Genomic DNA, 24,971 nt, shown 5'->3' with positions numbered 1-24,971 from the left:
CCTCCATGACCATTGCACGAGGCCGCGGCGATCGACTTGTTCTCCGCAGTCGTAAGGTCGCCAGGATTCCGGTCGACGCGCTCGATCGGGCGGGCGAGCAGATGTCGTTCTACGCTCGCGCCATTGCATGGACGCCCCGCACTTTGCACCGATACCGCAAGGAGACGCTCCGCCTCCTCGCCGAGGTGACCTTCGGCAGCGGTGCGCTCGCCGTGATCGGTGGAACCATCGGCGTGATCGCGATGATGTCGGGATTCACCGGCGTCGTGGTGGGACTGCAAGGGTTCGCAGCACTGGAACAGTTGGGCAGTTCGGTGCTCACCGGCTTCCTCTCCGCGTACGTCAACACCCGTGAGATCGCGCCTATCGTTGCGGCACTGGCTCTCTCGGCTACCGTGGGGTGTGGTTTCACCGCTCAACTCGGGGCGATGCGTATCTCCGAAGAGATCGACGCGCTGGAAGTGATGGCCGTGCCGTCGGTGCCGTTTCTGGTGACTACACGCATGATCGCCGGTTTCGTGGCAGTCATTCCGCTGTACATCGTCGGCCTGTTGGCCGCGTATCTGGCGTCGCGGGTGATCAGTACCGTGTTCAACGGCCAGTCGACGGGATCGTACGATCACTACTTCAATTTGTTCCTGCCACCGCAGGACGTGTTGTATTCGTTCGCCAAGGTCTTGGTGTTCGCCTTCGTCCTGATCTTGATTCACTGTTATTACGGTTACCACGCGTCCGGCGGCCCGGCCGGTGTGGGCGTGGCCGTCGGTCGCGCCGTCCGGGCTGCGATCGTGACGATTGCGGTGCTCGACTTCTTCCTCAGCCTGGCGATCTGGGGGACTACGACAACTGTGAGGGTGGCCGGATGATCGAGGCTCCGTCAGTTCTGCGCCGCCGCGTCCTCGGACTGGTGTTCTTCGTGGTGGTGGCCTTGTTCCTGACTTTCACCATCGGAACGTTCACGAAGACGTTCAAGGACGTCGTGAAGATCGACCTGATCACCGACACGGTCGGGAACGCGCTGCCACCGAATGCGGACGTGAAGGTGCGCGGCCTGCTGGTGGGCGAGGTGCGCTCGGCGTCCACCAAGGACGGTAAGGTCACCTCGGTCCTGGCCATCGATCCGGACAAAGCCGGATTGATTCCGTCGAATGCGACTGCGCGGCTGTTGCCGAAGACGCTGTTCGGCGAGCGATACGTGTCCTTGATCGTTCCGGACGGGCCGTCGGCTCCGCCGATCGAGGCGGGCACGGTACTGGAACAGGACAAGAGTGGAAACGCCGTGGAGGTGGGCGATGTCCTCGACGGTTTGTTGCCGCTTCTGCAAGCGGTTCCGCCGCAGGACCTCGCCAACACGCTCGGTTCACTCGCGCAGGGACTCAGTGGCCGAGGCGCGGAACTGGGCCTGACCGTCGACCGGCTCGAGGAGATCTTCCGAGGTGTCAATACCGAACTGCCCGCAGTCCAGGAAGATCTGCGGAAATTCGCCGACTTCTCGCAGACGTATTCGGAAGCCGCCCCGGATCTGGTGAACGCATTGGATAATTTGCGCACCACCGGAAATACCGTGGTCGAGAAGCAGAATCCGATCAAGACCCTACTCGCGTCGTTGACGACGACGTCGTCGACAGCCGCGGATTTCCTCGACGCGAACGCGTCCTCGATCATCTCGATTGCCGCCGACTCGAGGGTGACGTTGCAGTTGTTGGCCCAGTATTCGCCGACTTTCGGGTGCACGTTCGAGGGCTTCTCGAACACGGCACCCGAGGCCGCGAGGATTCTGTCCGCCGATGCTCCCAACCCGGGTGTGCGAGCGAGCATTCAGCTGGTCAACCCGAAGGGGCGATACCTGCCCAACCAGGACGAGCCCAGGCTCATCGACAACCGCGGCCCGGTTTGCTACGACAACGTCACCGAGCCGGGTAAGCCGTTCCCGCAGTACCCGGGCGGTTCGTACGGTGACGGTTCGTACCAGGTGCCGTCCCGTAACCCGGGTCCGGCAGTCATGGATTTCCTGCCCGCTCCCGAGGGATCCGGTCCGCGGTTGTTCTCGACCAACACCAGCGGTCCCGTGCAGCAGGCGGGGTACGCGGGTTCGACTTTGGAAGAAGACACGATGAAGGTGATCTACGGTCAGGCGAACGGTGTTGCGCCGGGTGATGTTCCGTCGTGGACCACCATGGTCGGTGCGCCCGCGTTTACCGGAGCACAGGTGAGTGTCCAATGAGGGGACTGGCCGCGCCGCTGATCAAATTGACCGCGTTCGTCGTGATCACGATTCTGGCTACCGGCTTGCTCGCTGCCAGCATCGCCAATCTCGGCGGTGGCGGCGGAACCAAGTTCAAGGCAGTCTTCTCCGATGTCACCTCGTTGAATCAAGGTGACGAGGTGCGGATCGCGGGTGTCCGGGTGGGGCAGGTGGAAAAGATCTCCATCGTCAACGACAATCAGGCCGAGGTGGAATTCTCGGTGTCCGATCGTGACTGGCTGCCGGCGAGTTCGATCGCGACCATTCGTTTTCGGAACCTCGTCGGGCAGCGGTACATCGCGCTCACCCAGGGGGAGGGAAGTCAGGGGCGTAAGTTGAACGGCGGAGATACTCTGCCCCTCGACCAGACTCGACCGGCCGTGAACCTGACCACGCTGTTCAACGGTTTCAAGCCCCTGTTCACGACATTGAGTGCGGACGACGTGAACAAGCTGTCCTACCAGATCATCCAGGTGTTCCAGGGGGAGTCGGGTACCATCGGTGAACTCGTTCGTAATACCGCGAGCTTGACCAATACGATCGCGGACAAGGACGTCGTGATCGGCCACGTCATCGACAATCTCAACGACGTGCTCGCCACCGTGAACGCAAACGACGAGAATCTCGATTCGCTCATCGTCAACACACAGCAACTTGTCTCGGGTCTGGCCGCCGACCGAGGAGTTGTCGGTTCGGCGGTGACGTCGCTGGCCGGCCTGACCAACGCGACGGCCGATCTGCTGGAGCCGACCCGCCCGTCCATTCAAGGATCGATCACCGCGCTCGACACGTTGGCCACCACTCTCAATCGTCGAAGTGACGATGTGAATGCGGTGCTGGCGACGTTACCGGTCAAGCTGGACAAGCTCACCCGGGTGGCGAGTTACGGTTCCTGGTTCCAGTTCTATCTCTGCGGGATCGACATCGTCGCCGGTCCGGGGCAGTCGTCCGCATTGAATCTTCCCACTGGCTTGCCCACGGTCAACCAACCGATCTACACCAATGCGGCCAAGCGATGCACTCAAGACGGTATGAGGGAGTTGCAGGGTCGATGAGTAAACGTCGCAGTCCGGCGATGGCCGGTGCTATCGGGATCTTCGTGGTGCTGCTGGCCACGTCGTCCGCATTCTTTCTCGATTCTCTGCCGTTCGTGGGCGCGGGTTCCTCGTATTCCGCGGAGTTCTCCGAAGCGGCTGGGCTCAAGTCCGGGAACGAGGTTCGTATCGCCGGCGTCAAGGTGGGCAAGGTGACATCGGTGGACCTCGACGGCGATCGAGTTCTCGTCGATTTCAAGGTGTCCGACGCGTGGGTAGGAAATCAGACGTCGGCGTCCATCCAGATCAAGACGATTCTGGGGCAGAAGTACCTCGCTCTCGATCCTCGTGGAACCGATAATCTCCAGCCGGGAACTCGAATTCCGTTGGACCGTACGACCTCTCCGTACGACGTGGTCCAGGCTTTCTCGTCGGCGGCCGACACGGTGGGTGACATCGACACCGATCAGCTGGCGCAGAGCATGGAGACGCTCTCGCAGGCGTTCTCGGAGACACCGGCAGATATCAGGGCATCGCTGGACGGTGTGAGCCGGTTGTCGCAGACCATCGCCAGTCGCGATCAGGATTTGCAGAAACTGTTCGACGCGACCGGTAAGACTTCTCAGATCCTGGCCGACCGCAACAAGGAATTCACCAAGTTGATCAGCGACGGGGCGCTACTGGTGCAGGAACTGAACAATCGACAGCAGGCCATCTCGCAGCTGCTCGTCGGGACTCAGCGTGTCTCCCAACAGCTCACCGGCCTGGTTCGTGACAACGAGGCCGCGATCGGGCCGGCGCTCACTCAACTCAACGGCGTCATCGACATCTTGAACGCGAACAACGAGAATCTGGACAAGGCGCTCGAGCTGTACGAACCTTTCATTCGGTTGTACGCCAACGTCGTCGGCAACGGACGTTGGTTCGATCAGGTTGTGGTGAACCTGCTTCCGCCGGGGTTGCCGGACATTCCGGGTTACCGCGAACCCGTTCGCACGGTGGGAGGTAACTGATGGTCGACACAGCAGTGGCAGGCAACGGATCGAGAAAGCGGACGACGGCGGTGATCGCCGCGGTCCTGGTGGCGTTGATTTTGCTGGGAGGGGCACTGTGGTGGTTGCTCACGCGCGCCGGAACAACCACGATCACAGCATATTTCGACAAGTCGGTCGGTATCTACGAGGGCACGGACGTGCGAGTGCTCGGTGTGAAGGTGGGTACAGTCACGTCGGTGGAGCCGCAGGGTGAGAGGGTCAAGGTCGATCTTCGAGTTCAACGGGGGGTCGATGTTCCGGCCGGCGCGGGCGCCGCTCAGATAACGCCGTCGGTGGTTGCGGACAGGTACGTCCAGTTGACGCCGGTGTACACCGGCGGCGACAAGATGGAGAGCGGCGCAGTCATTCCCTTCGAGCGAACCGCTACGCCGGTGGAGGTCGATCAGTTGTACTCGAGCATCGACGACCTGGCGACGGCATTGGGTCCCGACGGGGCCAACAAGGACGGCGCATTGTCGAAATTCGTCGAGACCGGTGCGGCGAACCTGGACGGAAACGGTGCGGCATTGGGCGCGAGCATCACCAATCTTTCGGACGCGGCCCGGACCCTGAACGATTCGCGCGACAACATTTCACTGACGATCAAGAACCTCGACACTTTCGTCGGGGCCTTGGCGGACAACGATCAGCAGGTACGTCAGTTCAACAGCCAGCTTTCCGATCTGACGGGATTCCTGGCCGGCGAGCGGGAGGATCTCGGCGCGGCACTGAACCAGTTGTCGTTCGCGCTCGGTGACGTCGCCAAGTTCGTGGCGGACAATCGCGAGCAGATCGCCCGTACCGCAGACGGACTTGTGGCACCGACACAGACATTGGCCGACAACAAGCAGGCTCTGGTCGACACGCTCACGTTGCTCCCGTTGGCCATTTCGAACCTGGTTAATTCGTACGACGCGGAGTCCGGGGTGTTGGCGTCGAGGCTCGCTTTTCCTGATCTCCAGGATCCCGCCGGAGTGCTGTGCAAACTGATGGATCTGGGTAAGCTCCTGCCGGGTGATCCTCGCTTCGAGGCGTTGGGGCGGCAGATGCAGCCGGCGATCGACCAGTGCACCAATGTCGCGGCGATGGCCGATGCGGCCAATCAAGCTGCCGGGCTCAATCTTCCGTTCGGAATACTGGCGGGCCCAGAGCGCGAGAACCAGGTCGTGCCCGGCACCGTACCCGGTGTCGTCTCGCCTCGACTCAACAGTGGAAGCGGGGCGGGCGAGTGAAGCGTTCAGCGATGATCGGCGCACTCGTCTGTGCTTCGGCTCTGTCTCTCACGGCGTGCTCGTCTCAGGGAATCTATGCGATTCCACTGCCGGGCGGACCGAGCGTCGGTTCGGACCCGATGCGCGTGACCGTGGAATTCGACGACGTCCTCGACCTGGTTCCGCAGTCCGCGGTCAAGGTGGACGGTGTCCCGGTGGGCCGAGTGGAGAAAGTGTCGGTCGGTCCGGACGGGTGGAAGGCCGACGTGGGGGTCGTTCTCGATTCGTCGGTGAATCTTCCGGCCAATGCCGTTGCCTCGGTTCAGCAGACGAACCTGCTCGGTGAGAAGTTCATCGAACTGTCGGCTCCACCGACTGGGGCGGACACCGGTACCAAGCTGGCCGACGGAGCTCTGATCCCGCTCGATCGGACGCGGCACGCGACCGAGATCGAGCAGGTTCTCGGTGCGTTGTCGTTGCTTCTCAACGGTGGCGGTGTCGGTCAGCTTCAGCCCATCGTCGAGGAACTGGGTGCGGCGTTCGACGGTCGCGAAGGCAAGACACGGAGCTTGCTCGAGCAGGCGAATACCCTTATCGACGGTCTGAACGCGCAGCGTGACGACATTGCCCGCGCGCTCGACGGGTTGGACGTGTTGTCGAGCCGGGTCAACGAGCAGAACGAGAAGATCGGCCGGATTCTCGACGAATTGCCGGTGGCGACCCAGGTTCTCAACGAGCAGCGGCCGCAGCTCACTCAGATGCTGGCGCAGGTCGACAGGTTGGGTGCCGTGGGCACCGACGTGCTCACTCGGTCCAAGAACGATTTGATCGCCGACCTGCAAGCTCTGCGCCCGACGCTGAAGGCCCTCGCGGATTCCGGTGACGATCTTGTCGGTGCGTTGCCCTTTCTGCCGACGTTCCCCTTCCCGGACGATGTGGAGAAGATCGCACAGGGTGGATCGGTCAACCTGTTCCTCAGTGTCGATCTGCAGATCGGAAACACCTTGGAGGGGCTCGGTGTCGGGCAGGGCGATCCGGTGTATCGCGAACCGCGGTTCGGCAATCCGAAGCCGGTAGTCGACCCGTCCAACCCGTATTACAACGGGAACGGACCGCGGCCGGGCTGGCCGACGGTGTCGCTGCTTCCGATCGCGCCGATCCTCCCGCAGATCCCAGTGGTAGCCACGAGGCCGGACGATCCGAACGATCCGGCGAATCCGAGTCCGGCTGATCCTCTCAATCCAATCCAGGGAATGTTGCAGCAGTTCGGAATCGGTGGTGGGCAATGAGATCAGCTCTGGTCAGGTGGCAGCTTGTCGCGTTCGCCTTGGTCGCGTTGCTCGGTCTGGTATACGTGGGCGCGAAATATGTTCGGCTGGACAATCTTCTGGGGTTCGGGCAGTACACGGTCCGCACCGAGCTTGCTGACGCAGGTGGTATCTTCACCAATGCCGAGGTCACCTACCGTGGGGTTCCGGTCGGTCGAGTCGGTGCGATGGCGTTGACGGAGAAGGGAATCGAAGTCTCGCTGGACATCGACAACAATGCGCCGAGGATCCCCGCGTCCACCCGCGCAGTGGTGGCCAACCGGTCCGCGATCGGCGAGCAGTACGTGGACCTGCAGCCGGATACCGATCAGGGGCCGTTCCTGGAGGACGGTTCCGTGATCGAGGTGGGGAGCACGAGCACGCCTATCCCGATCGAAAACGTGTTGCAGAGTACGAACGGACTCGTTCAGTCGGTGCCGGTGGACGCTTTGCACACCGTCGCAGTGGAATTGGGTGCTGCGTTCAACGGTAAGGGTGAGGATATCCAGAGGCTTGCGGATTCGCTGTCCGGTCTGTCCACGGCAAGTCTCGAGGTGTTGCCGCAGACGTTGGGGTTGATCCGAAACAGCCAGACGGTGCTCAGCACCCAGTCGGATCAGTCGTCGGCGATCAAACAGTTCAGTACCGATCTGGACAAGGTGACGGCGCAATTGCGCACCAGCGATCCGGATATCCGTCGCTTGATCGACAACGGTATTCCGGCGAGCGATCAAATCGGTGCCCTGGTGAACGAGACCGGCCCGGCGTTGACGACGGACCTGACAAACCTCGCAGCGACGGCTGCCGCGTTGTCGCCCCGCGCGGCGGTGCTGCAACCGTTCCTGATCTTCCTGCCAGGTCTGGCAGCGGCCGCATCGACGGTCGCACCGGGCGACGGCACCGTGCATCAGGGACTGGTACTCGAGACCAACAATCCGCTCTCGTGCACGGTGGGTTACGAGGGCACTCGGGCGATCATCGACGAGATGAAGCGGCAGAACCCGAACTTCGACGATATGCAACAGGATTTCCCGGTGAACACCGCGGCGTCGTGTGAAGTGCCGCAGGGCAGCGAGACCGGTGTTCGTAGTGCCAACCGCGTGGTTTTCGCAGATCCGCAAACCATCCAGCCGTGGGATTTCAAGCCGAAGGTCGACCCGGACAAGCTCAATCTCAATCCCATTGCGACGCAGCTTGCTCCGATGCTGGGAGTGACACCGAAGTAAGTTGGGGCAGCGGATGATTCATGGTCCTTTTCGTCCGCTGAGGGCAGGTCCGGTCAATACAGGCAAGTAGGGTAGTGAGTGTGAATCGGACAGACAGTTCTCCTCCGGCGGCCCGGCCCGGCGTTACAGCGTCGGCCGGATTGAAAGCGTCCCTGATCGCCGCGGGCGTCGTGTTGGTGGCGGCGCTGGTCGCGCTCGGTATGTTCGGGGTTTCGTACGCGCGAGCCTTGACGTCCGACCGCAATACTGCCGCGATCCGGGACGAGGCGCTCAGCGGAGCGCAGCAGGTTGCGATCAACCTCAACAATGCCGACGCCTCGAACATCGATCAGTCGATCGAGAATATGCGCTCGTCGGTGACCGGCGATCAAATGACGGCGTACTTGCAGGACGTTCAGGACTCCATCTCCGACGAGCTTCGCAAGTCCGGATCCAAGACCGAGACCGAGATCGTGCAGTCGGCGCTGACGGAACTGAACACCGACGACAAGACGGCGACCGCGCTCGTCGTCGTGCGGGTCACGGCGACGTACGGGGAACAATTCCGCAAGAACCAGATCGGCATGCAGTTGGGGATGATCGAGGTGGACGGAGTCTGGAAGGCTCGGTCCGCGGAGCCGATCGGAACACCCATCGATCTCGGGTCCGGGACATTGCCACCCACAGACGGCAGCGCGCCTGCACCCACAGACGGCAGTGCTGTACCTACCTCGGCTGCGGCGCCGACGACAGACGGCGGTGCCCCCAGTGGTAACTGAGCAGAGACGACCGTCGCGTCGGACAGTCCGAAGGAGAAGTGCCTGATGCCACCGAAGCGTCGTCAAGGCGGGCCGGGCGGGCAGCCGAACCGTCGGCCGAAGATCGCCGGTTCCAACCGATCGTCGAAGGCCCCGGCTCGACCGTCGGACGGTGAACCGTCCGCGCCGATCATCGCGGAGCCGTCCGAGTCGGAGGCGACAGGGACGCAGACAGCCGTACCGGCGGCCGTGCCCGGTTCATCGGAATCTCCCGACACCGAGACGCGCGAGTCGAACCGAGCGGATCCGACTCCACCGGACGTCCGATCGCAAGCTGTGCCACGTGACCCGGACGTCGGTCCGGTGACCGGGAACGACTCCGTCGACCCCGACGCGGCCACGGCGCCGAGTTGGTTGCGGTGGCGAACGGTGGCGATCGTCGGCGCGGTTGCGCTCGTCGTCGCGGCGCTGGCGGTGGTCTCCTTCCTGAAAGTCGGTGCCCAACGAGATGACGTGGCCTGGGTGAATGCCGGTGAGACGACGGAGGTCATGCGGGTCACGCAGGAGTCGTTGGCTGCGGTGTTCACGTACGCCCCGGATACCTTCGACGCCGATTTCGACAAGGGCTTGCAGGGCCTGACTCAGTCGATGCGGGATGAATTGAGCGCGTTCAAGGACTCCCAGAAAGCGGGCGTCGAGCAGACCCGGACGGCGACCACGGCCGACGTGGCCTTGATCGGTGTGACCAGGTTGGAGAAGGATCGAGCTCAACTTCTGGCGCAGCTGAATGTCAGTTCGACCCAGAACGGAGTGGCCTCGGATTCCCGGTCGGGGATGGTCATGGTGAGTGTGGAGAAAGTCGGGGGAGACTGGCAGATCTCCGGCATCAAGGACCAGTAGCTGCGTGGATGGACTGCGAAGATTCCGGAACGGTCAGCAGACCTGATCCGGTTTTTCGTATGTGACGGTGGTCCTGGTTACACTGATCGGGAACGGTGTTCGAACGTATTCGATCGATGTTCGAGTGCCGCCACATGTGTCCTCGCTCTTGACGGGGCGGTCCGTAAGGTCCACTCTGATCCGTGAACACACGCGTACCAGTGAACGGCAGGCTCACGTCAGTACCTGAATCAGGACCCCATTTACACCCGACTCGACATTTCCGGAGTAAGGGTGTACTTTTGGACGTTGCGCTGGCTGCCTCCTGTCCACCCCTCGTCTCAACCGCTGCGAAGTCAAGTACTTCTTGCTTTCTGCGACGGGTTTCGTTCGGGTTGTAACCAGCGAAATTCGAAGCAGATACAGCGGCGGTCGCAACAGCACGGAGCGGCCCGCGTGAGGTGCTGGAAGGACGCATCTTGGCAGTCTCTAGCCAGACCAAGGCAGTTTCCGGAATCCCCGGAGCCCCGAAGAGGGTTTCGTTCGCGAAAGTTCGCGAACCCCTCGAAGTTCCCGGGCTTCTGGACGTACAAACCGATTCGTTCGAGTGGTTGATCGGCGCGCAGAGTTGGCGTGAACGAGCAGCAGCCCTGGGCGACAATGCAGTGTCCGGTGGTCTCGAAGACATCCTCGCGGAGCTCTCTCCGATCGAGGACTTCAACGGCTCTATGTCGCTGTCCTTCTCGGACCCTCGATTCGACGAGGTCAAGGCCTCGACGGACGAGTGCAAAGACAAGGACATGACCTACGCGGCGCCCTTGTTCGTGACCGCGGAGTTCATCAACAACAACACCGGTGAGATCAAGAGCCAGACGGTCTTCATGGGTGATTTCCCGATGATGACCGACAAGGGCACCTTCATCATCAACGGCACCGAGCGTGTGGTCGTCTCGCAGCTCGTGCGTTCTCCCGGTGTCTACTTCGACGTGAGCGTCGACAAGAGCACCGAGAAGGACCTGCACAGCGTCAAGGTGATCCCGGGTCGTGGTGCATGGCTCGAGTTCGACGTGGACAAGCGCGACACCGTTGGTGTCCGTATCGACCGCAAGCGTCGCCAGCCTGTCACCGTCCTGCTCAAGGCACTCGGCTGGACCACCGAGCAGATCACGGAGCGCTTCGGCTTCTCCGAGATCCTCATGGCCACGCTGGAGAAGGACAACACCGCCGGTACCGACGAGGCATTGCTCGACATCTACCGCAAGTTGCGTCCGGGCGAGCCCCCCACCAAGGAGAGCGCGCAGACTCTGCTGGAGAACCTGTTCTTCAAGGACAAGCGCTACGACCTCGCTCGTGTGGGTCGCTACAAGATCAACAAGAAGCTCGGCCTGAACATGGGTCAGCCGATCGTTGCCTCCACCCTCACCGAAGAAGACATCGTCGCCACCGTCGAGTACCTCGTGCGTCTGCACGCCGGTGACACCTCGATGACGGCTCCGGGCGGTGTCGAGGTTCCCGTCGAGGTCGACGACATCGACCACTTCGGCAACCGCCGTCTGCGTACGGTCGGCGAGCTCATCCAGAACCAGATTCGCGTGGGCCTGTCCCGCATGGAGCGTGTGGTTCGTGAGCGCATGACCACGCAGGACGTCGAGGCGATCACGCCGCAGACACTGATCAACATCCGTCCCGTCGTCGCGGCGATCCGGGAGTTCTTCGGAACCTCGCAGCTCTCGCAGTTCATGGACCAGAACAACCCGCTGTCGGGGCTGACGCACAAGCGTCGTCTGTCCGCCCTCGGCCCGGGTGGTCTGTCCCGTGAGCGCGCCGGCCTCGAGGTTCGTGACGTTCACCCGTCGCACTACGGCCGCATGTGCCCGATCGAGACCCCGGAAGGCCCGAACATCGGCCTGATCGGTTCGCTGTCGGTGTACGCACGGGTCAACCCGTTCGGTTTCATCGAGACCCCGTACCGCCGCGTCGTCGACGGTCAGGTCACCGATGACGTCGACTACCTGACCGCCGACGAAGAGGATCGCCACGTCGTCGCCCAGGCCAACTCGGCCATCGACCGTGACGGCCGTTTCGTCGACGCGAAGATTCTCGTCCGCCGTAAGGGTGGTGAGGTCGAGTACGTCTCGTCCGCCGACATCGACTACATGGACGTTTCGCCCCGCCAGATGGTGTCCGTCGCTACCGCGATGATCCCGTTCCTCGAGCACGACGATGCAAACCGTGCCCTGATGGGCGCGAACATGCAGCGTCAGGCGGTGCCGCTGGTGCGCAGCGAGTCGCCTCTCGTGGGTACCGGCATGGAGCTGCGTGCAGCTGTGGACGCCGGTGACGTCATCATCACCGAGAAGACCGGTGTCGTGGAGGAGATCTCCGCCGACTACGTCACGGTGATGGCCGACGACGGCAGCCGCAAGACGTACCGGATGCGCAAGTTCGCGCGTTCCAACCAGGGCACCTGCGCCAACCAGCGTCCGATCGTGGACGAGGGACAGCGGGTCGAAGCCGGCCAGGTTCTGGCCGACGGCCCGTGCACCGAGAACGGCGAGATGGCGCTGGGCAAGAACTTGCTCGTCGCGATCATGCCGTGGGAAGGCCACAACTACGAGGACGCGATCATTCTGTCGCAGCGTCTCGTGGAAGAGGACGTCCTGACCTCGATTCACATCGAGGAGCACGAGATCGATGCCCGCGACACCAAGCTCGGTGCCGAGGAGATCACTCGCGACATCCCGAACGTCTCCGACGAGGTCCTCGCCGACCTCGACGAGCGTGGCATCATCCGGATCGGTGCCGAGGTTCGTGACGGCGACGTGCTGGTCGGAAAGGTCACGCCGAAGGGCGAGACCGAGCTGACCCCCGAAGAGCGCCTCCTTCGCGCCATCTTCGGTGAGAAGGCTCGTGAGGTTCGTGACACGTCCCTCAAGGTTCCGCACGGTGAGACCGGCAAGGTCATCGGAATCCGCGTGTTCTCGCGTGACGAAGACGACGATCTGCCTCCCGGTGTCAACGAGCTGGTCCGCGTCTACGTGGCACAGAAGCGCAAGATCCAGGACGGCGACAAGCTGGCCGGCCGCCACGGCAACAAGGGCGTCATCGGCAAGATCCTGCCGCAGGAGGACATGCCGTTCCTCTCGGACGGAACTCCGGTCGACATCATCTTGAACACGCACGGCGTCCCGCGTCGTATGAACATCGGTCAGGTCCTCGAGACCCACCTCGGGTGGATCGGCAAGACCGGCTGGAATGTTCAGATCGCGGCTGACGGTACCCGTCCGGACTGGGCTGCGACCCTGCCGGAAGAGATGCTGTCCGCTCCGGCCGACTCGAACATCGCCACCCCGGTGTTCGACGGTGCGAAGGAAGACGAGCTCACCGGGCTCCTCGGCGCGACGCTGCCGAACCGTGACGGCGAGCAGATGGTCGGACCCGACGGAAAGGCCACCTTGTTCGACGGCCGCTCCGGCGAGCCGTTCCCGTACCCGGTCTCGGTCGGCTACATGTACATCATCAAGCTGCACCACTTGGTCGACGACAAGATCCACGCTCGTTCGACCGGGCCGTACTCGATGATCACGCAGCAGCCTCTCGGTGGTAAGGCCCAGTTCGGTGGCCAGCGCTTCGGTGAGATGGAGTGCTGGGCGATGCAGGCCTACGGCGCGGCTTACACGCTGCAGGAGCTGCTGACCATCAAGTCGGACGACGTTGTCGGTCGAGTCAAGGTGTACGAAGCCATCGTCAAGGGCGAGAACATCCCCGAACCCGGCATCCCCGAGTCGTTCAAGGTGCTCCTCAAGGAGCTCCAGTCGCTCTGCCTCAACGTGGAGGTGCTGTCCTCGGACGGTGCAGCCATCACGATGGCCGACGGCGACGACGAGGACTTGGAGCGGGCCGCAGCAAACCTGGGCATCAACTTGTCCCGGAACGAAGCTGCGACGGTCGACGACCTCGCGAACTAGGTTTCGGTCCTCGGGTCGCCCTCTCACAGGGCGGCCCGGGGGCGTAGTTCACATTTGAATTGGCAGTCCAGGTTGTCGGGTGACCGGCAACCGTAACCCCAACGGGGAAAGGAAGTTACGTGCTCGACGTCAACTTCTTCGATGAACTCCGCATTGGCTTGGCCAGCGCAGAGGACATCCGCAATTGGTCCTACGGCGAGGTCAAGAAGCCGGAGACCATCAACTACCGCACGCTCAAGCCCGAGAAGGACGGCCTCTTCTGCGAGAAGATCTTCGGCCCCACCCGGGACTGGGAGTGCTACTGCGGTAAGTACAAGCGGGTCCGCTTCAAGGGCATCATCTGCGAGCGTTGCGGCGTCGAGGTCACTCGCGCCAAGGTTCGCCGTGAGCGCATGGGCCACATCGAACTGGCCGCACCGGTCACGCACATCTGGTACTTCAAGGGTGTGCCGAGCCGTCTCGGTTACCTGCTCGACCTGGCTCCGAAGGATCTCGAGAAGATCATCTACTTCGCCGCCTACGTCATCGTCGGTGTCGACGAGGAGCTCCGTCACAACGAGCTGTCCACCCTCGAAGCCGAGATGCAGGTCGAGAAGAAGACCGTCGCAGATCAGCGCGACGCCGATCTCGAGGCTCGCGCGCAGAAGCTCGAAGCCGACATCGCCGAGCTCGAGGCAGAGGGCGCGAAGTCCGATGTCCGCCGCAAGGTCAAGGACGGCGGCGAACGCGAAATGCGTCAGCTCCGTGACCGCGCACAGCGTGAGCTGGATCGTCTCGACGAGATCTGGACCACCTTCACCAAGCTGAGCGTCAAGCAGCTCATCATCGACGAGCTCCTGTACCGCGAGCTGGTCGACCGTTACGGCGAGTACTTCACGGGTGCGATGGGCGCGGAGTCCATCCAGATCCTGATGCAGAACTTCGACCTCGACGCCGAAGCGGAGTCTCTGCGCGAGACCATCCGCAGCGGCAAGGGCCAGAAGAAGCTGCGTGCGCTCAAGCGTCTCAAGGTGGTTGCGGCGTTCCAGACCAACGGCAACTCGCCGATGGGCATGGTCCTCAACGCTGTTCCGGTGATCCCGCCGGAGCTTCGCCCGATGGTTCAGCTCGACGGTGGACGGTTCGCGACGTCCGACCTCAACGACCTGTACCGCCGTGTCATCAACCGCAACAATCGCCTCAAGCGACTGATCGACCTCGGTGCACCCGAGATCATCGTCAACAACGAGAAGCGGATGCTGCAGGAGTCGGTCGACGCCCTGTTCGACAACGGTCGTCGTGGACGTCCGGTGACCGGTCCGGGTAACCGCCCGCTGAAGTCCCTGAGCGATCTGCTCAAGGGCAAGCAGGGTCGTTTCCGCCAGAACCTGCTCGGTAAGCGCGTCGACTACTCGGGTCGTTCCGTGATCGTCGTCGGTCCTCAGCTCAAGTTGCACCAGTGTGGTCTGCCCAAGCTGATGGCTCTCGAGCTGTTCAAGCCGTTCGTGATGAAGCGTCTGGTGGATCTGAACCACGCGCAGAACATCAAGTCGGCCAAGCGCATGGTCGAGCGCAAGCGCGTCCAGGTGTGGGATGTCCTCGAAGAGGTCATCGCCGAGCACCCCGTGCTGCTCAACCGTGCACCGACGCTGCACCGTCTGGGTATCCAGGCATTCGAACCGCAGCTGGTGGAGGGCAAGGCCATTCAGCTGCACCCGCTGGTGTGTGAGGCCTTCAACGCCGACTTCGACGGTGACCAGATGGCTGTTCACCTCCCGCTGTCGGCCGAGGCTCAGGCCGAGGCTCGCATCCTGATGCTGTCCTCGAACAACATCCTCTCGCCCGCATCGGGTCGTCCGCTCGCCATGCCGCGTCTGGACATGGTCACCGGCCTGTTCCACCTGACTCGTCTCGACGAGAACCAGGTGGGAGAGTTCAAGGCGGCAGTCACCGACGAGGCAGAGCAGGGCGTCTACTCGAGCCCGGCCGAGGCACAGATGGCTGTCGACCGTGGTGCTCTCACCGTGCAGGCGCTGATCAAGGTGCGTCTGACGCAGCAGCGTCCGTCGCGTGACCTCGAGTCCGAACTGTTCCCCGAGGGCTGGAAGTACGGCGAAGGCTGGACTGCTACCACGACACTGGGTCGGGTGCTCTTCAACGAGCTGCTGCCGGCGGACTACCCGTTCGTCAACGAGCAGATGCCCAAGAAGCGTCAGGCAACGATCATCAACGATCTCGCCGAGCGGTACCCGATGATCGTCGTCGCCCAGACGGTGGACAAGCTCAAGGACGCCGGTTTCTACTGGGCCACGCGTTCGGGTGTCACGGTCTCGATTTCGGACGTTCTGGTGCCGCCGGAGAAGCCGGCGATCATCGAGGACTTCGAGGCTCAGGCCGACAAGATCGAGAAGCAGTATCAGCGTGGTGCTTTGGACAAGAAGGAGCGCAACAGCGCTCTGGTCACCATTTGGCAGGAAGCGACCGACAAGGTCGGCAAGGCCATGGAGGCTCACTTCCCCGACGACAACCCGATCCCGATGATCGTGAAGTCCGGCGCAGCCGGAAACATGACTCAGGTTCGTTCGCTCGCCGGTATGAAGGGTCTGGTGACGAACCCGAAGGGCGAGTTCATCCCGCGTCCGATCAAGTCTTCCTTCAAGGAAGGCCTGACCGTTCTCGAGTACTTCATCAACACGCACGGTGCTCGTAAGGGTCTGGCCGATACGGCTCTGCGTACCGCGGACTCGGGTTACCTGACCCGCCGTCTGGTGGATGTCTCGCAGGACGTCATCGTCCGTGAGGTCGACTGTGGCACCGAGCGTGGCATCGTCACGACCATTGCCGAGAAGCAGGCCGACGGCACGCTGATCCGTGACGCGCACGTCGAGACCAGCACGTACGCTCGTACGCTCGCGGTCGACGCGGTCGACGCGGCAGGCAACGTCATCGTCGAGCGTGGCCACGATCTCGGTGACCCCGCGATCGACGCTCTGCTCGAGGCCGGCATCACGCAGGTCAAGGTCCGCTCGGTCCTGACCTGCACCACCGGCACCGGCGTCTGTGCCAGCTGCTACGGCCGCTCGATGGCCACCGGCAAGCTGGTCGACATCGGTGAGGCTGTCGGTATCGTCGCCGCACAGTCGATCGGTGAGCCCGGTACCCAGCTGACCATGCGTACCTTCCACCAGGGTGGTGTCGCAGGCGATGACATCACCGGCGGTCTGCCGCGTGTGACGGAGCTGTTCGAGGCACGTGTGCCCAAGGGCAAGGCTCCGATCGCGGACGTCACCGGTCGGGTTCAGCTCGAAGACGGTGATCGGTTCTACAAGATCACCATCGTCCCGGACGACGGCGGCGAAGAGGTTGTCTACGACAAGCTCTCCAAGCGTCAGCGTCTGCGCGTCTTCAAGCACGCCGACGGTCGCGAAAGCCTCTTGGCCGACGGTGACCACGTCGAGGTCGGACAGCAGCTCATGGAAGGTGCTGCCGATCCCCACGAGGTCCTGCGAGTCATGGGTCCGCGTCAGGTTCAGATCCACTTGGTCAACGAGGTCCAGGAGGTGTACCGGAGCCAGGGCGTGTCGATCCACGACAAGCACGTCGAGGTGATCGTGCGCCAGATGCTTCGTCGTGTGACGATCATCGATTCCGGTGCCACCGAGTTCCTGCCCGGTTCGCTCACCGAGCGTGCCGAGTTCGAGTCGGCCAACCGCCGCGTCGTCGCCGAGGGTGGCGAGCCCGCAGCCGGCCGTCCGGTGCTCATGGGTATCACGAAGGCGTCGCTCGCGACGGATTCGTGGCTGTCCGCGGCATCGTTCCAGGAGACCACTCGTGTCTTGACCGACGCGGCTATCAACTGCCGCTCGGACAAGCTGATCGGTCTGAAGGAAAATGTCATCATCGGTAAGCTGATCCCTGCCGGTACCGGTATCAACCGTTACCGCAACATCCAGGTTCAGCCCACCGAAGAGGCGCGCGCCGCTGCGTACGCAGTGCCGTCGTACGACGACCAGTACTACAGCCCGGACGGCTTCGGCCAGAACACCGGCGCTGCAGTTCCGCTGGACGACTACGGCTTCAGCAACGACTACCGCTGAGGTAGTCAGTAGAAGATCGGCCCCCGACCTCATCGAGGTCGGGGGCCGATCTTGTTGTCAGTCAGCGCATTTTCCGCTGTATTTGTCCAAACCGAGGCCGCGGTTGCGTTTCTTGCTCCGGCCCGTCGGCCCGCCCTTCGGAGTGCGTGACCACTTGCCGTTCTTGTCCAGGCCTGGCATCTTCTCGCTGCCGACGCGGCTGTAACGTGTTTCGCCGTCCACGGTGAGGACACCGTCTTGGACGTCGATGTGGGCGACGCTCGCCCAGAAGGAGTTCTTGCTGTTGCCGACGTAGACGAGGATTTCGTCGGCGTCAGGGCCAGGAAGTCCGTCGGTGCCGGCCCGTCCGTAGCGGATCGCGACGCGTGGGCGGCCGAATGTGTCGAGCGCGCCGCCACCGTTGTCGACACTCTGGTAGATGTTGACGAGCAGGTCGCCGTTTTCCTGAGGTAGTACCCGAACCTGTTCCACCGCAGGCTTGTTCCCGTGTCCGGGGCCTTTGCTGTCGCCGTAGTGATGGATGTGCGGCCAGGTTTTCAGGTCTCCTTGGTGGCCTTTGTCGCCGCTGATGACGACGTAGTCGTCGGTGATTTCGTTGCGGCAGAAGAAGTACACGTCGAGATCGCCGGTGCCGTATTTGTGGACCCGGCCGTCGCGGCCGTATTTCGCTCCGCGGCCGTCCCATTCGAGGCCGACGGTGAGTACCCAGTTGGGATCGCCTTGCGATTTCCTCAGGTCGATGCGTGCGGTTCGGTCTTTCGAGTCCTTTGTCAGTGCGACGCGGATCTTGTCGAGAGAGATCTGGGGTGGTGTCGGTGTGATGCTTTCCGGTGTGGTGGGTGCGTCGACGTCGATACCGTGCTCGGTGGCGAACGCGGCAAGCCCCTGGCTGTAGCCCTGCCCGATGGCGTCGAGTCGCCACGACGCTCCCCGGCGATAGAGTGCGACCACCTGAAGTACGGTTTCGGTGCTCAGACCGTCCGGTGTGAACGTCAACGTCTGAGCGGCGCTGTGAATGTCGACGGCGAGTGTGGGTACGTCCTTGAACTGCTTGCCCTGCGCTTCGGTGCTTGCCGTCACGACGACTCGTTCGATGTCGGCAGGCACGCCGCGAAGGTCGATGCTCACCGAGTCGTCGGACAGCAGCGTGACCCCGGCCGATGTGGGGTTGTTGAAGAAGACGAAATCGTCGTCGCTGCGAACTTTGCCGTCGGCTGCGACCAGTACGGCGGCGATGTCCACGATTCCGGAAACTCCGGGGGTGGTGATCCGCACGGTGTATCCGTTGTCGGTCAGGTCTGTCTTGGATCCCTTGGGCACCTCGACCATCGGCCGTCTCCTTTGTTCGTGTGGCTAGCGCCCGGTCATGGTGTCACAGCGCTGCCGAGATCCGGGATGACGATTTCCTGAACCGCCCACTTGTTGCCGTCCGGGTCGGCGAAGTAGAGGAACCGGCCCCACACCTGGTCGTCGATCGGACTGATGTCGATGCCGCGCCTCGTGAACTCGCGCTGCGCTTCTTCGATGTCGGAGACGACCACCTGCATGCCGACGACGGAGCCGGGCTGCGCGTCGGTGATGCCTTTGCCTATGCAGATCGAGCATGCGGAGCCGGGCGGGGTGAGTTGGACGAAGCGCAGGTCTTCGCTGACGGTGTGGTCGTGGTCGGCGTCGAATCCGAGCCGAACGTAGAAATCCTTGGCGCGGTCGATATCGGTGACAGGGATGGCGACGAGTTCGAGTTTGATGTCCATGACGTGCCCTTCGCGAGTGGGAGTAGTCCGGCTACCACTCCAGTGTGACCCCGATCGCGGTCGGACACGGTCCTCGATGGCGCGGATGAATTTATCCGACGTCGATGTTGCCTCCAGAGTGCTTCTTTCACTGCTTGATCGTTCCCGGACCCGAAGCGGTCACTGCGACTCCGCTGCGCTGATCCATTCGGTCGAACGCGCTGTTGCCGCCGACCAGCTCGGCTATCACCGGTTCTGGGTGGCCGAACATCACGGTGTTCCCGGCATCGCCAGTGGGGCGCCGGCCGTTCTGTTGGCCGCGATCGGCGCGCACACTGCCACCATTCGGCTCGGAAGCGGCGGCGTGATGCTGCCGAATCACCAGCCGCTGATCGTGGCCGAACAGTTCCTGATGCTCGACGGGCTGTATCCGGGGCGGATCGATCTGGGGCTCGGACGCTCGCTCGGATTCACGGAACCGGTGCGTCGGGCACTGCGACGCGAGAAGGATGCACCGGACACGTTTGCCGCCGACATCGAAGAAGTACGGGACTACCTCGCCGGGACGGCCGCGGTGACTGCCCGTCCCGCTACGGCGGGTTCGGTGCCGATCTTCGTTCTCGCCACCGGAGCCGGCCTGAAAATCGCGGCGGAATTGGGGTTGCCGGTGGTGGTGGGTGGACCTGTGCTGCGCGACGGCGACCAACTCGACGCGTATCGCCGCGATTTCCGTCCGTCGGATGTCAATCCGGAACCGCACGTGACGGTGTCGCTGGAAGTGATGGTCGCCGACAACACCGATGTCGCGCGTGCACTACTGGTTTCAGAGGCGTACGCGCTCGCGGAGTCGTCGCGGACCGGCGTGTTCCCGGCGTTGGCGACGACGGCGGAGATCGACGCTGCCCGTATCGGTGATCGCGCGGCCCGACGGATCGAAGCGGCCACCACGAGCGCTCTGTACGGCACTCCGGCGCAAGTGCAGCAGCAGCTTCACGATCTGGCGGCGTACACCGGTGCGGACGAGGTGCTGGCGTCCACGTCGACGTACGACCGAGATGCGCTGGCCTACTCGGATCGACTGCTCCGTGAGCTGATCTAGCGGGGGATGTGGAAATCGAGCAGCGCGGCCACCGAGTCGTCGAGTTCGGCCCACGGCACCGGCACGGACAGCACTGCGATGGCCGACGTGGGAAATTTTGTCCGGATCCGACGTGCGGCATCGGTGTCTTCGTCGACAGCGAGATTCAGTGCTGTCCACGGGATGCCCGGCTCGTGGCCGACGATCATCAGAGTTTTGACGTTCTCCGAGGTGGTGCGGGCAACGCCGATCACGTCGGCGGGTGAACCGCCGTAGATGTTGGTGTCGAAGCCGGTCGGGGCGTCGATCCCGGTCGACGCCAGGGTCTGGACGGTGCGCCGCGAGGTCGAGCACAGGACCGCGTCGACGGGCGGAAGATTGTGGTGTATCCAGTCCCCACCGATACGGGCTTCGCGGAGCCCGCGTTGGGCCAGCGGTCGCTCGTGATCCCTGATTCCTTCCGGGTAACTGGACTTACCGTGCCGCATGAGGACGAGAGTGCGATGCTCGGGCATAGGCTCGACGGTAGCGAACATTCACCGTTCCTGTCCGATTTGCGTTGGACAGGCTACTCAGAAGGAGATCGTCATGGCTGGAAAGAAGCTGGACCGAACAAATGCGCGAACAGCTCTCGAAGTGGTGCGTGAGAGTCCCACCATCGCGCTGATCACCATCGCCCCGGCAGTTGTCGTGTTCGGTGTCGTCTGGTGGCTCGTCAACTTCTGGGCAGCACTTCTCCTCGTGGTGATTTTCGGTATTGCCGCCGTCGCCACCGGAAAGCTGCGTTAGAGAGCGCTCACCCGGGCCACCGCTCGCAACTGCCCACCGGCGAGGAACCAGACGGTGACCGCGGAGTCGTCCACGCGACTGCGCAGCGTGATGTCGTCGCCGGCGACAACGGGGGACAGGTACTCGATGAGGGCACGATGGGGGACGCTCAGCAAGTCGGTCCGGGCAGCGGCGACCTCTTCGACTGCCTGCCAGTACACCGCGTTGTTCACGTGGTCGAAGGGGTCGATGTCGGCGCGCCGCAACGGGAACTCGGTGTCGAGAACGTCCGGCAGGTCGGCGTCCGGGGCGTTTTCGGCGAGTACCCGTTTCCACTTGAGGCGGTGCTCGTCCGTTGTCTCTTCGAGAGGTTTCATGAAGTCGTCGCTCATGCGGGTGGGCATTCCGGACGTTGCGCTGATGTTGATCCAAAATCCTTCGGTCTCGAGCAGTGCGCCGTTGCTGCCGTCGAAACGCACCCGCATGTTCGCCCACCGGGTGGAAAAGCCGGAGCACCATCGCGTCAATGTCAACTGCTCCGGCCAGACCGCCGGCCGGACGACGTCGACGACGGTACGACGCACGATCCACAGCGGGTGGCTGTCGATGGCATCGACGGCGACGATGTTGTCGTTCCCGATGTCCTGCAGATAGCGGGCGACGGCATCGAGTCGCACCTGTTTGTCGACGTCGATGTCGCCGGTGCGAACGGGTCGAGATGTGACGAAGACAGATCCACGGTCCGGCTGCGGCGCAAGCGTGAGGTCGGGGTTCATGGCGCAATCCTGTCAGAGTCCGACCACCCTCGGGCGTGGTGATCGCATTCACTGATGTGCTCGAGTGGGCAGGCGCGCTGGAGTCCGGGAATCGGCAGTGACCGCCCCCGACTTGCGCCGGATCGGTGAGCGCAGCTCACCAGGTGCACGTCGGCACTGCCGACGGTGAAACGGTGCGCGCCTCATGCGCCTCGGATACGTACGCCGATTACGTTCTGCAGCTTACCCTTTCGCGCCGACGCACAATGCCGACCGCTTCGCGTCGGCGCCGAATCCGCAGCCTGTGGAGTGTTGTGGGGTCGCAGATGCTGTGAGGCAACGCTTTCGGGCGCTTCGGCGGTGGGTGAGGTTGCGGCGCGGTCCGGATCCTCGCCATCGGAGCCGGTCGGCTTTCGCCGGGCGAGCGTCAGGCAGCGGAGTGAACGGGCAGCGAAGTGAACGGAAAGCGAAGTGAACGGGCAGCGGAGTCTCGTCGGTCTGCGGATCGGTAGGTCGGGGCGCGAGCCTCGAGGTCATCTTGGACAACCTGGTGGATCGAGGCGAATTCATTTGATCGGATATCTGCGCGTGGTTGAGCGGTCGCGATTTCGAAAGTGTTGCGCATGGGTGTCTCGGGCGGAATTCGGCGGCGAAGGACGGCCGTCGCGAGTGGGGAACTGCCGGTGTGATCGTCGAGATGCATCGCCGGTCCGGGGTTGGAATTCGGGCCGCTGTGGTGGTGCGTGGGTAATCCGGATCCCGTGCAGCAGAAGGTTTGTAAAAGAATTGGTAATGAATTGGTTATGTGAGTGCGGTCACCGAAAAATAAGTTGCAGCATATTTTCATTTGAGCAATAGTTGCACCCGCGGTACTATTTGCCAGGTGATCGCCTCGAAATCTGATGACCTGTACGGAGCACTTGACGAGTTGTTCACTCGCCTGATGGGCGCCGGCGATTCGGAGTCGATCGACGCGTTGATCGAACTGGATCTCTCGTTCACCCAGGTGCGTGTGCTCTTCGTCCTTGCCCAGCATGACGCGGCCATTCCGATCAACGAGGTTGCCGAGGAGCTTCGGCTTTCGGTAGCGGCGACGGGACGAAATATCGACCAGCTCGTAACCATGAGTCTGGTCGATCGCCGGGAAGACGCGCGTGACAGACGCGTCAAACGGGTTTCGTTGTCGGTAGCCGGACGTAAGGTCACCACCAATCACATCGACTGCAAGCGCAGCAAACTTCGTGAATTCGTCTCGCGCGTACCGCAGCGAGAGCAGATTCGTTTGTTCGAGGCGCTCGAGCCCATTCTCGCGGGTGATTATCTGCGAGCATCAACCCAGGAGACTTCGCGATGACATCGCCGAACGCGCCGGCACCGGCGTCCGACAAACTTGACGGGGCGGTCCTCAAGATCGCATCCGTGGTGGTGCTCGGCGCCATCATGTCGATTCTCGACGTGACAGTGGTGAGCGTGGCGCTCACCACCTTCGCCGAGGACTTCCAGACGTCGTACGCCACCGTGGCGTGGACGATGACCGCTTACACCCTTGCTCTCGCGACGGTCATTCCGGTGACGGGCTGGGCGGCCGACCGCTTCGGTACCAAGCGCCTGTACATGACGGCGCTGGTTTTGTTCGTGCTCGGCTCGGTGGCCTGCGCGATGGCATGGGACATCACCTCGCTCATCGGTTTCCGTGTTCTTCAGGGCCTCGGTGGCGGCATGCTGATGCCTCTCGGTATGACGATCATGACCAGGGCGGCAGGTCCGGACCGTGTCGGTCGGGTCATGGCTGTTCTGGGTATTCCCATGCTCCTCGGCCCTATCGGTGGCCCGATTCTCGGTGGTTGGCTGATCGAAGCTGCCAGCTGGCACTGGATCTTCCTGATCAATCTGCCCATCGGCATCATCGCGCTGGCTGCGGCGTTCATCATCCTGCCGTCGGACAAGGCGAAGCCGTCCGAGTCGTTCGACTTCCTCGGTATGCTTCTGCTCTCTCCGGGTCTCGCGCTGTTCCTCTTCGGCGTGTCGTCCATTCCTGAGGTGGGAACCGTTGCATCGGCGCGGGTGCTCGTCACGTCCGTCATCGGTCTCGTTCTGATCGTTCTCTTCGTGTTCCACGCGCTGAACAAGGATCACCCGCTGATCGATCTGCATCTGTTCAAGAACCGACAGTTGACCTTCGCGGTGATCACCACGTCGTTCTTCATCGTCGCGTTCATGGGTGCCGGTCTGTTGTTCCCCAGTTACTTCATCCAGGTGGGTGGGCACACCACGCTCGCAGCCGGGTTGTTGATGGCGCCACAGGGTATCGGCGCCATGGTCACCATGCCGTTCGCCGGACGGTTGGTCGACAAGATCGGCCCGGGAAAGATCGTCTTGACGGGTCTGCCGTTGATCCTCATCGGTCTCGGCGTCTTCACCCAGGTCGCTTCGGATTCGCCTACCTGGCTACTGATGGGTGCATTGTTCGTCATGGGTCTCGGTATGGGTTGCACCATGATGCCGCTGATGACCGCAGCCATCGTCACCCTCTCCAACGAGCAGATCGCTCGCGGATCGACGCTGATGAACATCGTCCAGCAGACTGCGGGCTCCATCGGTACCGCCGTCATGTCGGTTGTTCTCACCAATCAGCTACTCGATCGGGGGCTCGATACGACGACTGTCGGTGCGGCCTCGCACGTCCCCACAGTTCCCGGTAGCGCGGAGGCATCGGCAGCCGATTCGATTCTCAGCGCAGCGTCGGATGCATTCGGCAACACGTTCCTCGTAGCGACCGTGCTGATCGTCATCACTTTCATCCCGGCGTTCTTCCTTCCGCGCACCAAGATCGCGCGGCCGGTGTCGGAGGGCGAGGCGGCGGCCGCGCCGATCGTCATGCACTGACGGGTTTCTTCGACGACGCCGAGGGCGGTGAGCA

At 62.8% G+C, this 24,971-nt stretch carries 19 protein-coding genes; 15 read left to right on the top strand and 4 right to left on the bottom strand.

The features are described 5' to 3' along the window. Window positions 1–5 precede the first annotated feature (5 nt). From ABH922_RS16765 to ABH922_RS16715, 11 genes are all read left to right on the top strand, one after another. Window positions 6–866 carry an MlaE family ABC transporter permease gene (locus tag ABH922_RS16765; RefSeq protein ID WP_424807985.1) on the top strand — a complete coding sequence of 287 codons (861 nt, stop codon included), beginning with the start codon at window positions 6–8 and terminating at the stop codon, window positions 864–866. Beyond that, entirely contained in the window at window positions 863–2,224 is a 1,362-nt protein-coding gene (locus ABH922_RS16760; protein ID WP_424807984.1) for an MCE family protein, read from the top strand. Before ABH922_RS16765 ends, ABH922_RS16760 begins: the two co-directional genes overlap by 4 nt. Beyond that, window positions 2,221–3,300 (top strand): MCE family protein, encoded by a 1,080-nt coding sequence (locus ABH922_RS16755; protein ID WP_424807983.1) that lies wholly within the window; start codon window positions 2,221–2,223, stop codon window positions 3,298–3,300. The genes ABH922_RS16760 and ABH922_RS16755 overlap by 4 nt, the downstream gene beginning before the upstream one ends. After that, entirely contained in the window at window positions 3,297–4,292 is a 996-nt protein-coding gene (locus ABH922_RS16750; protein ID WP_424807982.1) for an MCE family protein, read from the top strand. The genes ABH922_RS16755 and ABH922_RS16750 overlap by 4 nt, the downstream gene beginning before the upstream one ends. Next, the gene (locus ABH922_RS16745) at window positions 4,292–5,545 is read left to right on the top strand and encodes an MCE family protein (protein ID WP_424807981.1); all 1,254 of its coding nucleotides are present in this window, start codon (window positions 4,292–4,294) and stop codon (window positions 5,543–5,545) included. Before ABH922_RS16750 ends, ABH922_RS16745 begins: the two co-directional genes overlap by 1 nt. Beyond that, a complete protein-coding gene (locus ABH922_RS16740; RefSeq protein ID WP_424807980.1) occupies window positions 5,542–6,813 on the top strand; it encodes an MCE family protein in 1,272 nt (423 codons plus the stop codon). The genes ABH922_RS16745 and ABH922_RS16740 overlap by 4 nt, the downstream gene beginning before the upstream one ends. Next, window positions 6,810–8,057, top strand: a complete 1,248-nt coding sequence (locus ABH922_RS16735; RefSeq protein ID WP_424807979.1) for an MCE family protein — start codon at window positions 6,810–6,812, stop codon at window positions 8,055–8,057. The genes ABH922_RS16740 and ABH922_RS16735 overlap by 4 nt, the downstream gene beginning before the upstream one ends. 80 nt (window positions 8,058–8,137) lie before the next feature. Beyond that, window positions 8,138–8,815, top strand: coding sequence for a hypothetical protein (locus tag ABH922_RS16730; RefSeq protein ID WP_424807978.1), 678 nt, complete (start codon window positions 8,138–8,140; stop codon window positions 8,813–8,815). A 45-nt stretch (window positions 8,816–8,860) separates the two neighbouring features. Further along, window positions 8,861–9,694, top strand: a complete 834-nt coding sequence (locus ABH922_RS16725; RefSeq protein ID WP_424807977.1) for a hypothetical protein — start codon at window positions 8,861–8,863, stop codon at window positions 9,692–9,694. 440 nt (window positions 9,695–10,134) lie between these two features. Continuing rightward, window positions 10,135–13,641: a DNA-directed RNA polymerase subunit beta gene (gene rpoB, locus ABH922_RS16720; protein ID WP_424807976.1), complete on the top strand. Its 3,507-nt coding sequence runs from the start codon at window positions 10,135–10,137 to the stop codon at window positions 13,639–13,641. 119 nt (window positions 13,642–13,760) lie between these two features. Next, a complete protein-coding gene (locus ABH922_RS16715; protein ID WP_424807975.1) occupies window positions 13,761–17,717 on the top strand; it encodes a DNA-directed RNA polymerase subunit beta' in 3,957 nt (1,318 codons plus the stop codon). Between the two features lie 57 nt (window positions 17,718–17,774). Here the strand turns inward: ABH922_RS16715 and ABH922_RS16710 are convergent, their stop codons facing one another. Together ABH922_RS16710 and ABH922_RS16705 are read right to left on the bottom strand one after the other, a co-directional pair. Then, window positions 17,775–19,046: a TerD family protein gene (locus ABH922_RS16710; protein ID WP_424807974.1), complete on the bottom strand. Its 1,272-nt coding sequence runs from the start codon at window positions 19,044–19,046 to the stop codon at window positions 17,775–17,777. A gap of 35 nt (window positions 19,047–19,081) precedes the next feature. Further along, window positions 19,082–19,471 carry a glyoxalase superfamily protein gene (locus ABH922_RS16705; protein ID WP_424807973.1) on the bottom strand — a complete coding sequence of 130 codons (390 nt, stop codon included), beginning with the start codon at window positions 19,469–19,471 and terminating at the stop codon, window positions 19,082–19,084. A gap of 85 nt (window positions 19,472–19,556) precedes the next feature. On the opposite strand from ABH922_RS16705, the gene ABH922_RS16700 reads away from it, so the two are divergent. Continuing rightward, a complete protein-coding gene (locus ABH922_RS16700; RefSeq protein ID WP_424807972.1) occupies window positions 19,557–20,549 on the top strand; it encodes an MsnO8 family LLM class oxidoreductase in 993 nt (330 codons plus the stop codon). On the opposite strand, the gene ABH922_RS16695 is transcribed toward ABH922_RS16700, so the two are convergent. Continuing rightward, window positions 20,546–21,043: a SixA phosphatase family protein gene (locus ABH922_RS16695; RefSeq protein WP_424807971.1), complete on the bottom strand. Its 498-nt coding sequence runs from the start codon at window positions 21,041–21,043 to the stop codon at window positions 20,546–20,548. The two genes, ABH922_RS16700 and ABH922_RS16695, sit on opposite strands and share 4 nt — an antisense overlap. Window positions 21,044–21,116: 73 nt before the next feature. Between ABH922_RS16695 and ABH922_RS16690 the strand changes: the two genes are divergently transcribed. Then, a complete protein-coding gene (locus ABH922_RS16690) occupies window positions 21,117–21,317 on the top strand; it encodes a hypothetical protein (RefSeq protein WP_424807970.1) in 201 nt (66 codons plus the stop codon). On the opposite strand, the gene ABH922_RS16685 is transcribed toward ABH922_RS16690, so the two are convergent. After that, a complete protein-coding gene (locus tag ABH922_RS16685) occupies window positions 21,314–22,072 on the bottom strand; it encodes an acyl-[acyl-carrier-protein] thioesterase (RefSeq protein ID WP_424807969.1) in 759 nt (252 codons plus the stop codon). The genes ABH922_RS16690 and ABH922_RS16685 overlap by 4 nt on opposite strands. An 862-nt stretch (window positions 22,073–22,934) precedes the next feature. Between ABH922_RS16685 and ABH922_RS16680 the strand changes: the two genes are divergently transcribed. Then, complete coding sequence (locus ABH922_RS16680) at window positions 22,935–23,405, top strand: MarR family winged helix-turn-helix transcriptional regulator (RefSeq protein WP_424807968.1); 471 nt, start codon at window positions 22,935–22,937, stop codon at window positions 23,403–23,405. Next, on the top strand, window positions 23,402–24,937 hold the full coding sequence (locus ABH922_RS16675) for a DHA2 family efflux MFS transporter permease subunit (RefSeq protein WP_424807967.1): 1,536 nt from the start codon (window positions 23,402–23,404) through the stop codon (window positions 24,935–24,937). Before ABH922_RS16680 ends, ABH922_RS16675 begins: the two co-directional genes overlap by 4 nt. Window positions 24,938–24,971 lie beyond the last annotated feature (34 nt).

This window comes from Rhodococcus sp. 27YEA15 (genome assembly GCF_049739425.1).
Classification (GTDB): domain Bacteria; phylum Actinomycetota; class Actinomycetes; order Mycobacteriales; family Mycobacteriaceae; genus Rhodococcus_F.
The sequence above is the reverse complement of the archived record's forward strand: the minus strand, read 5'-3'. Positions and strand labels throughout refer to the sequence as shown.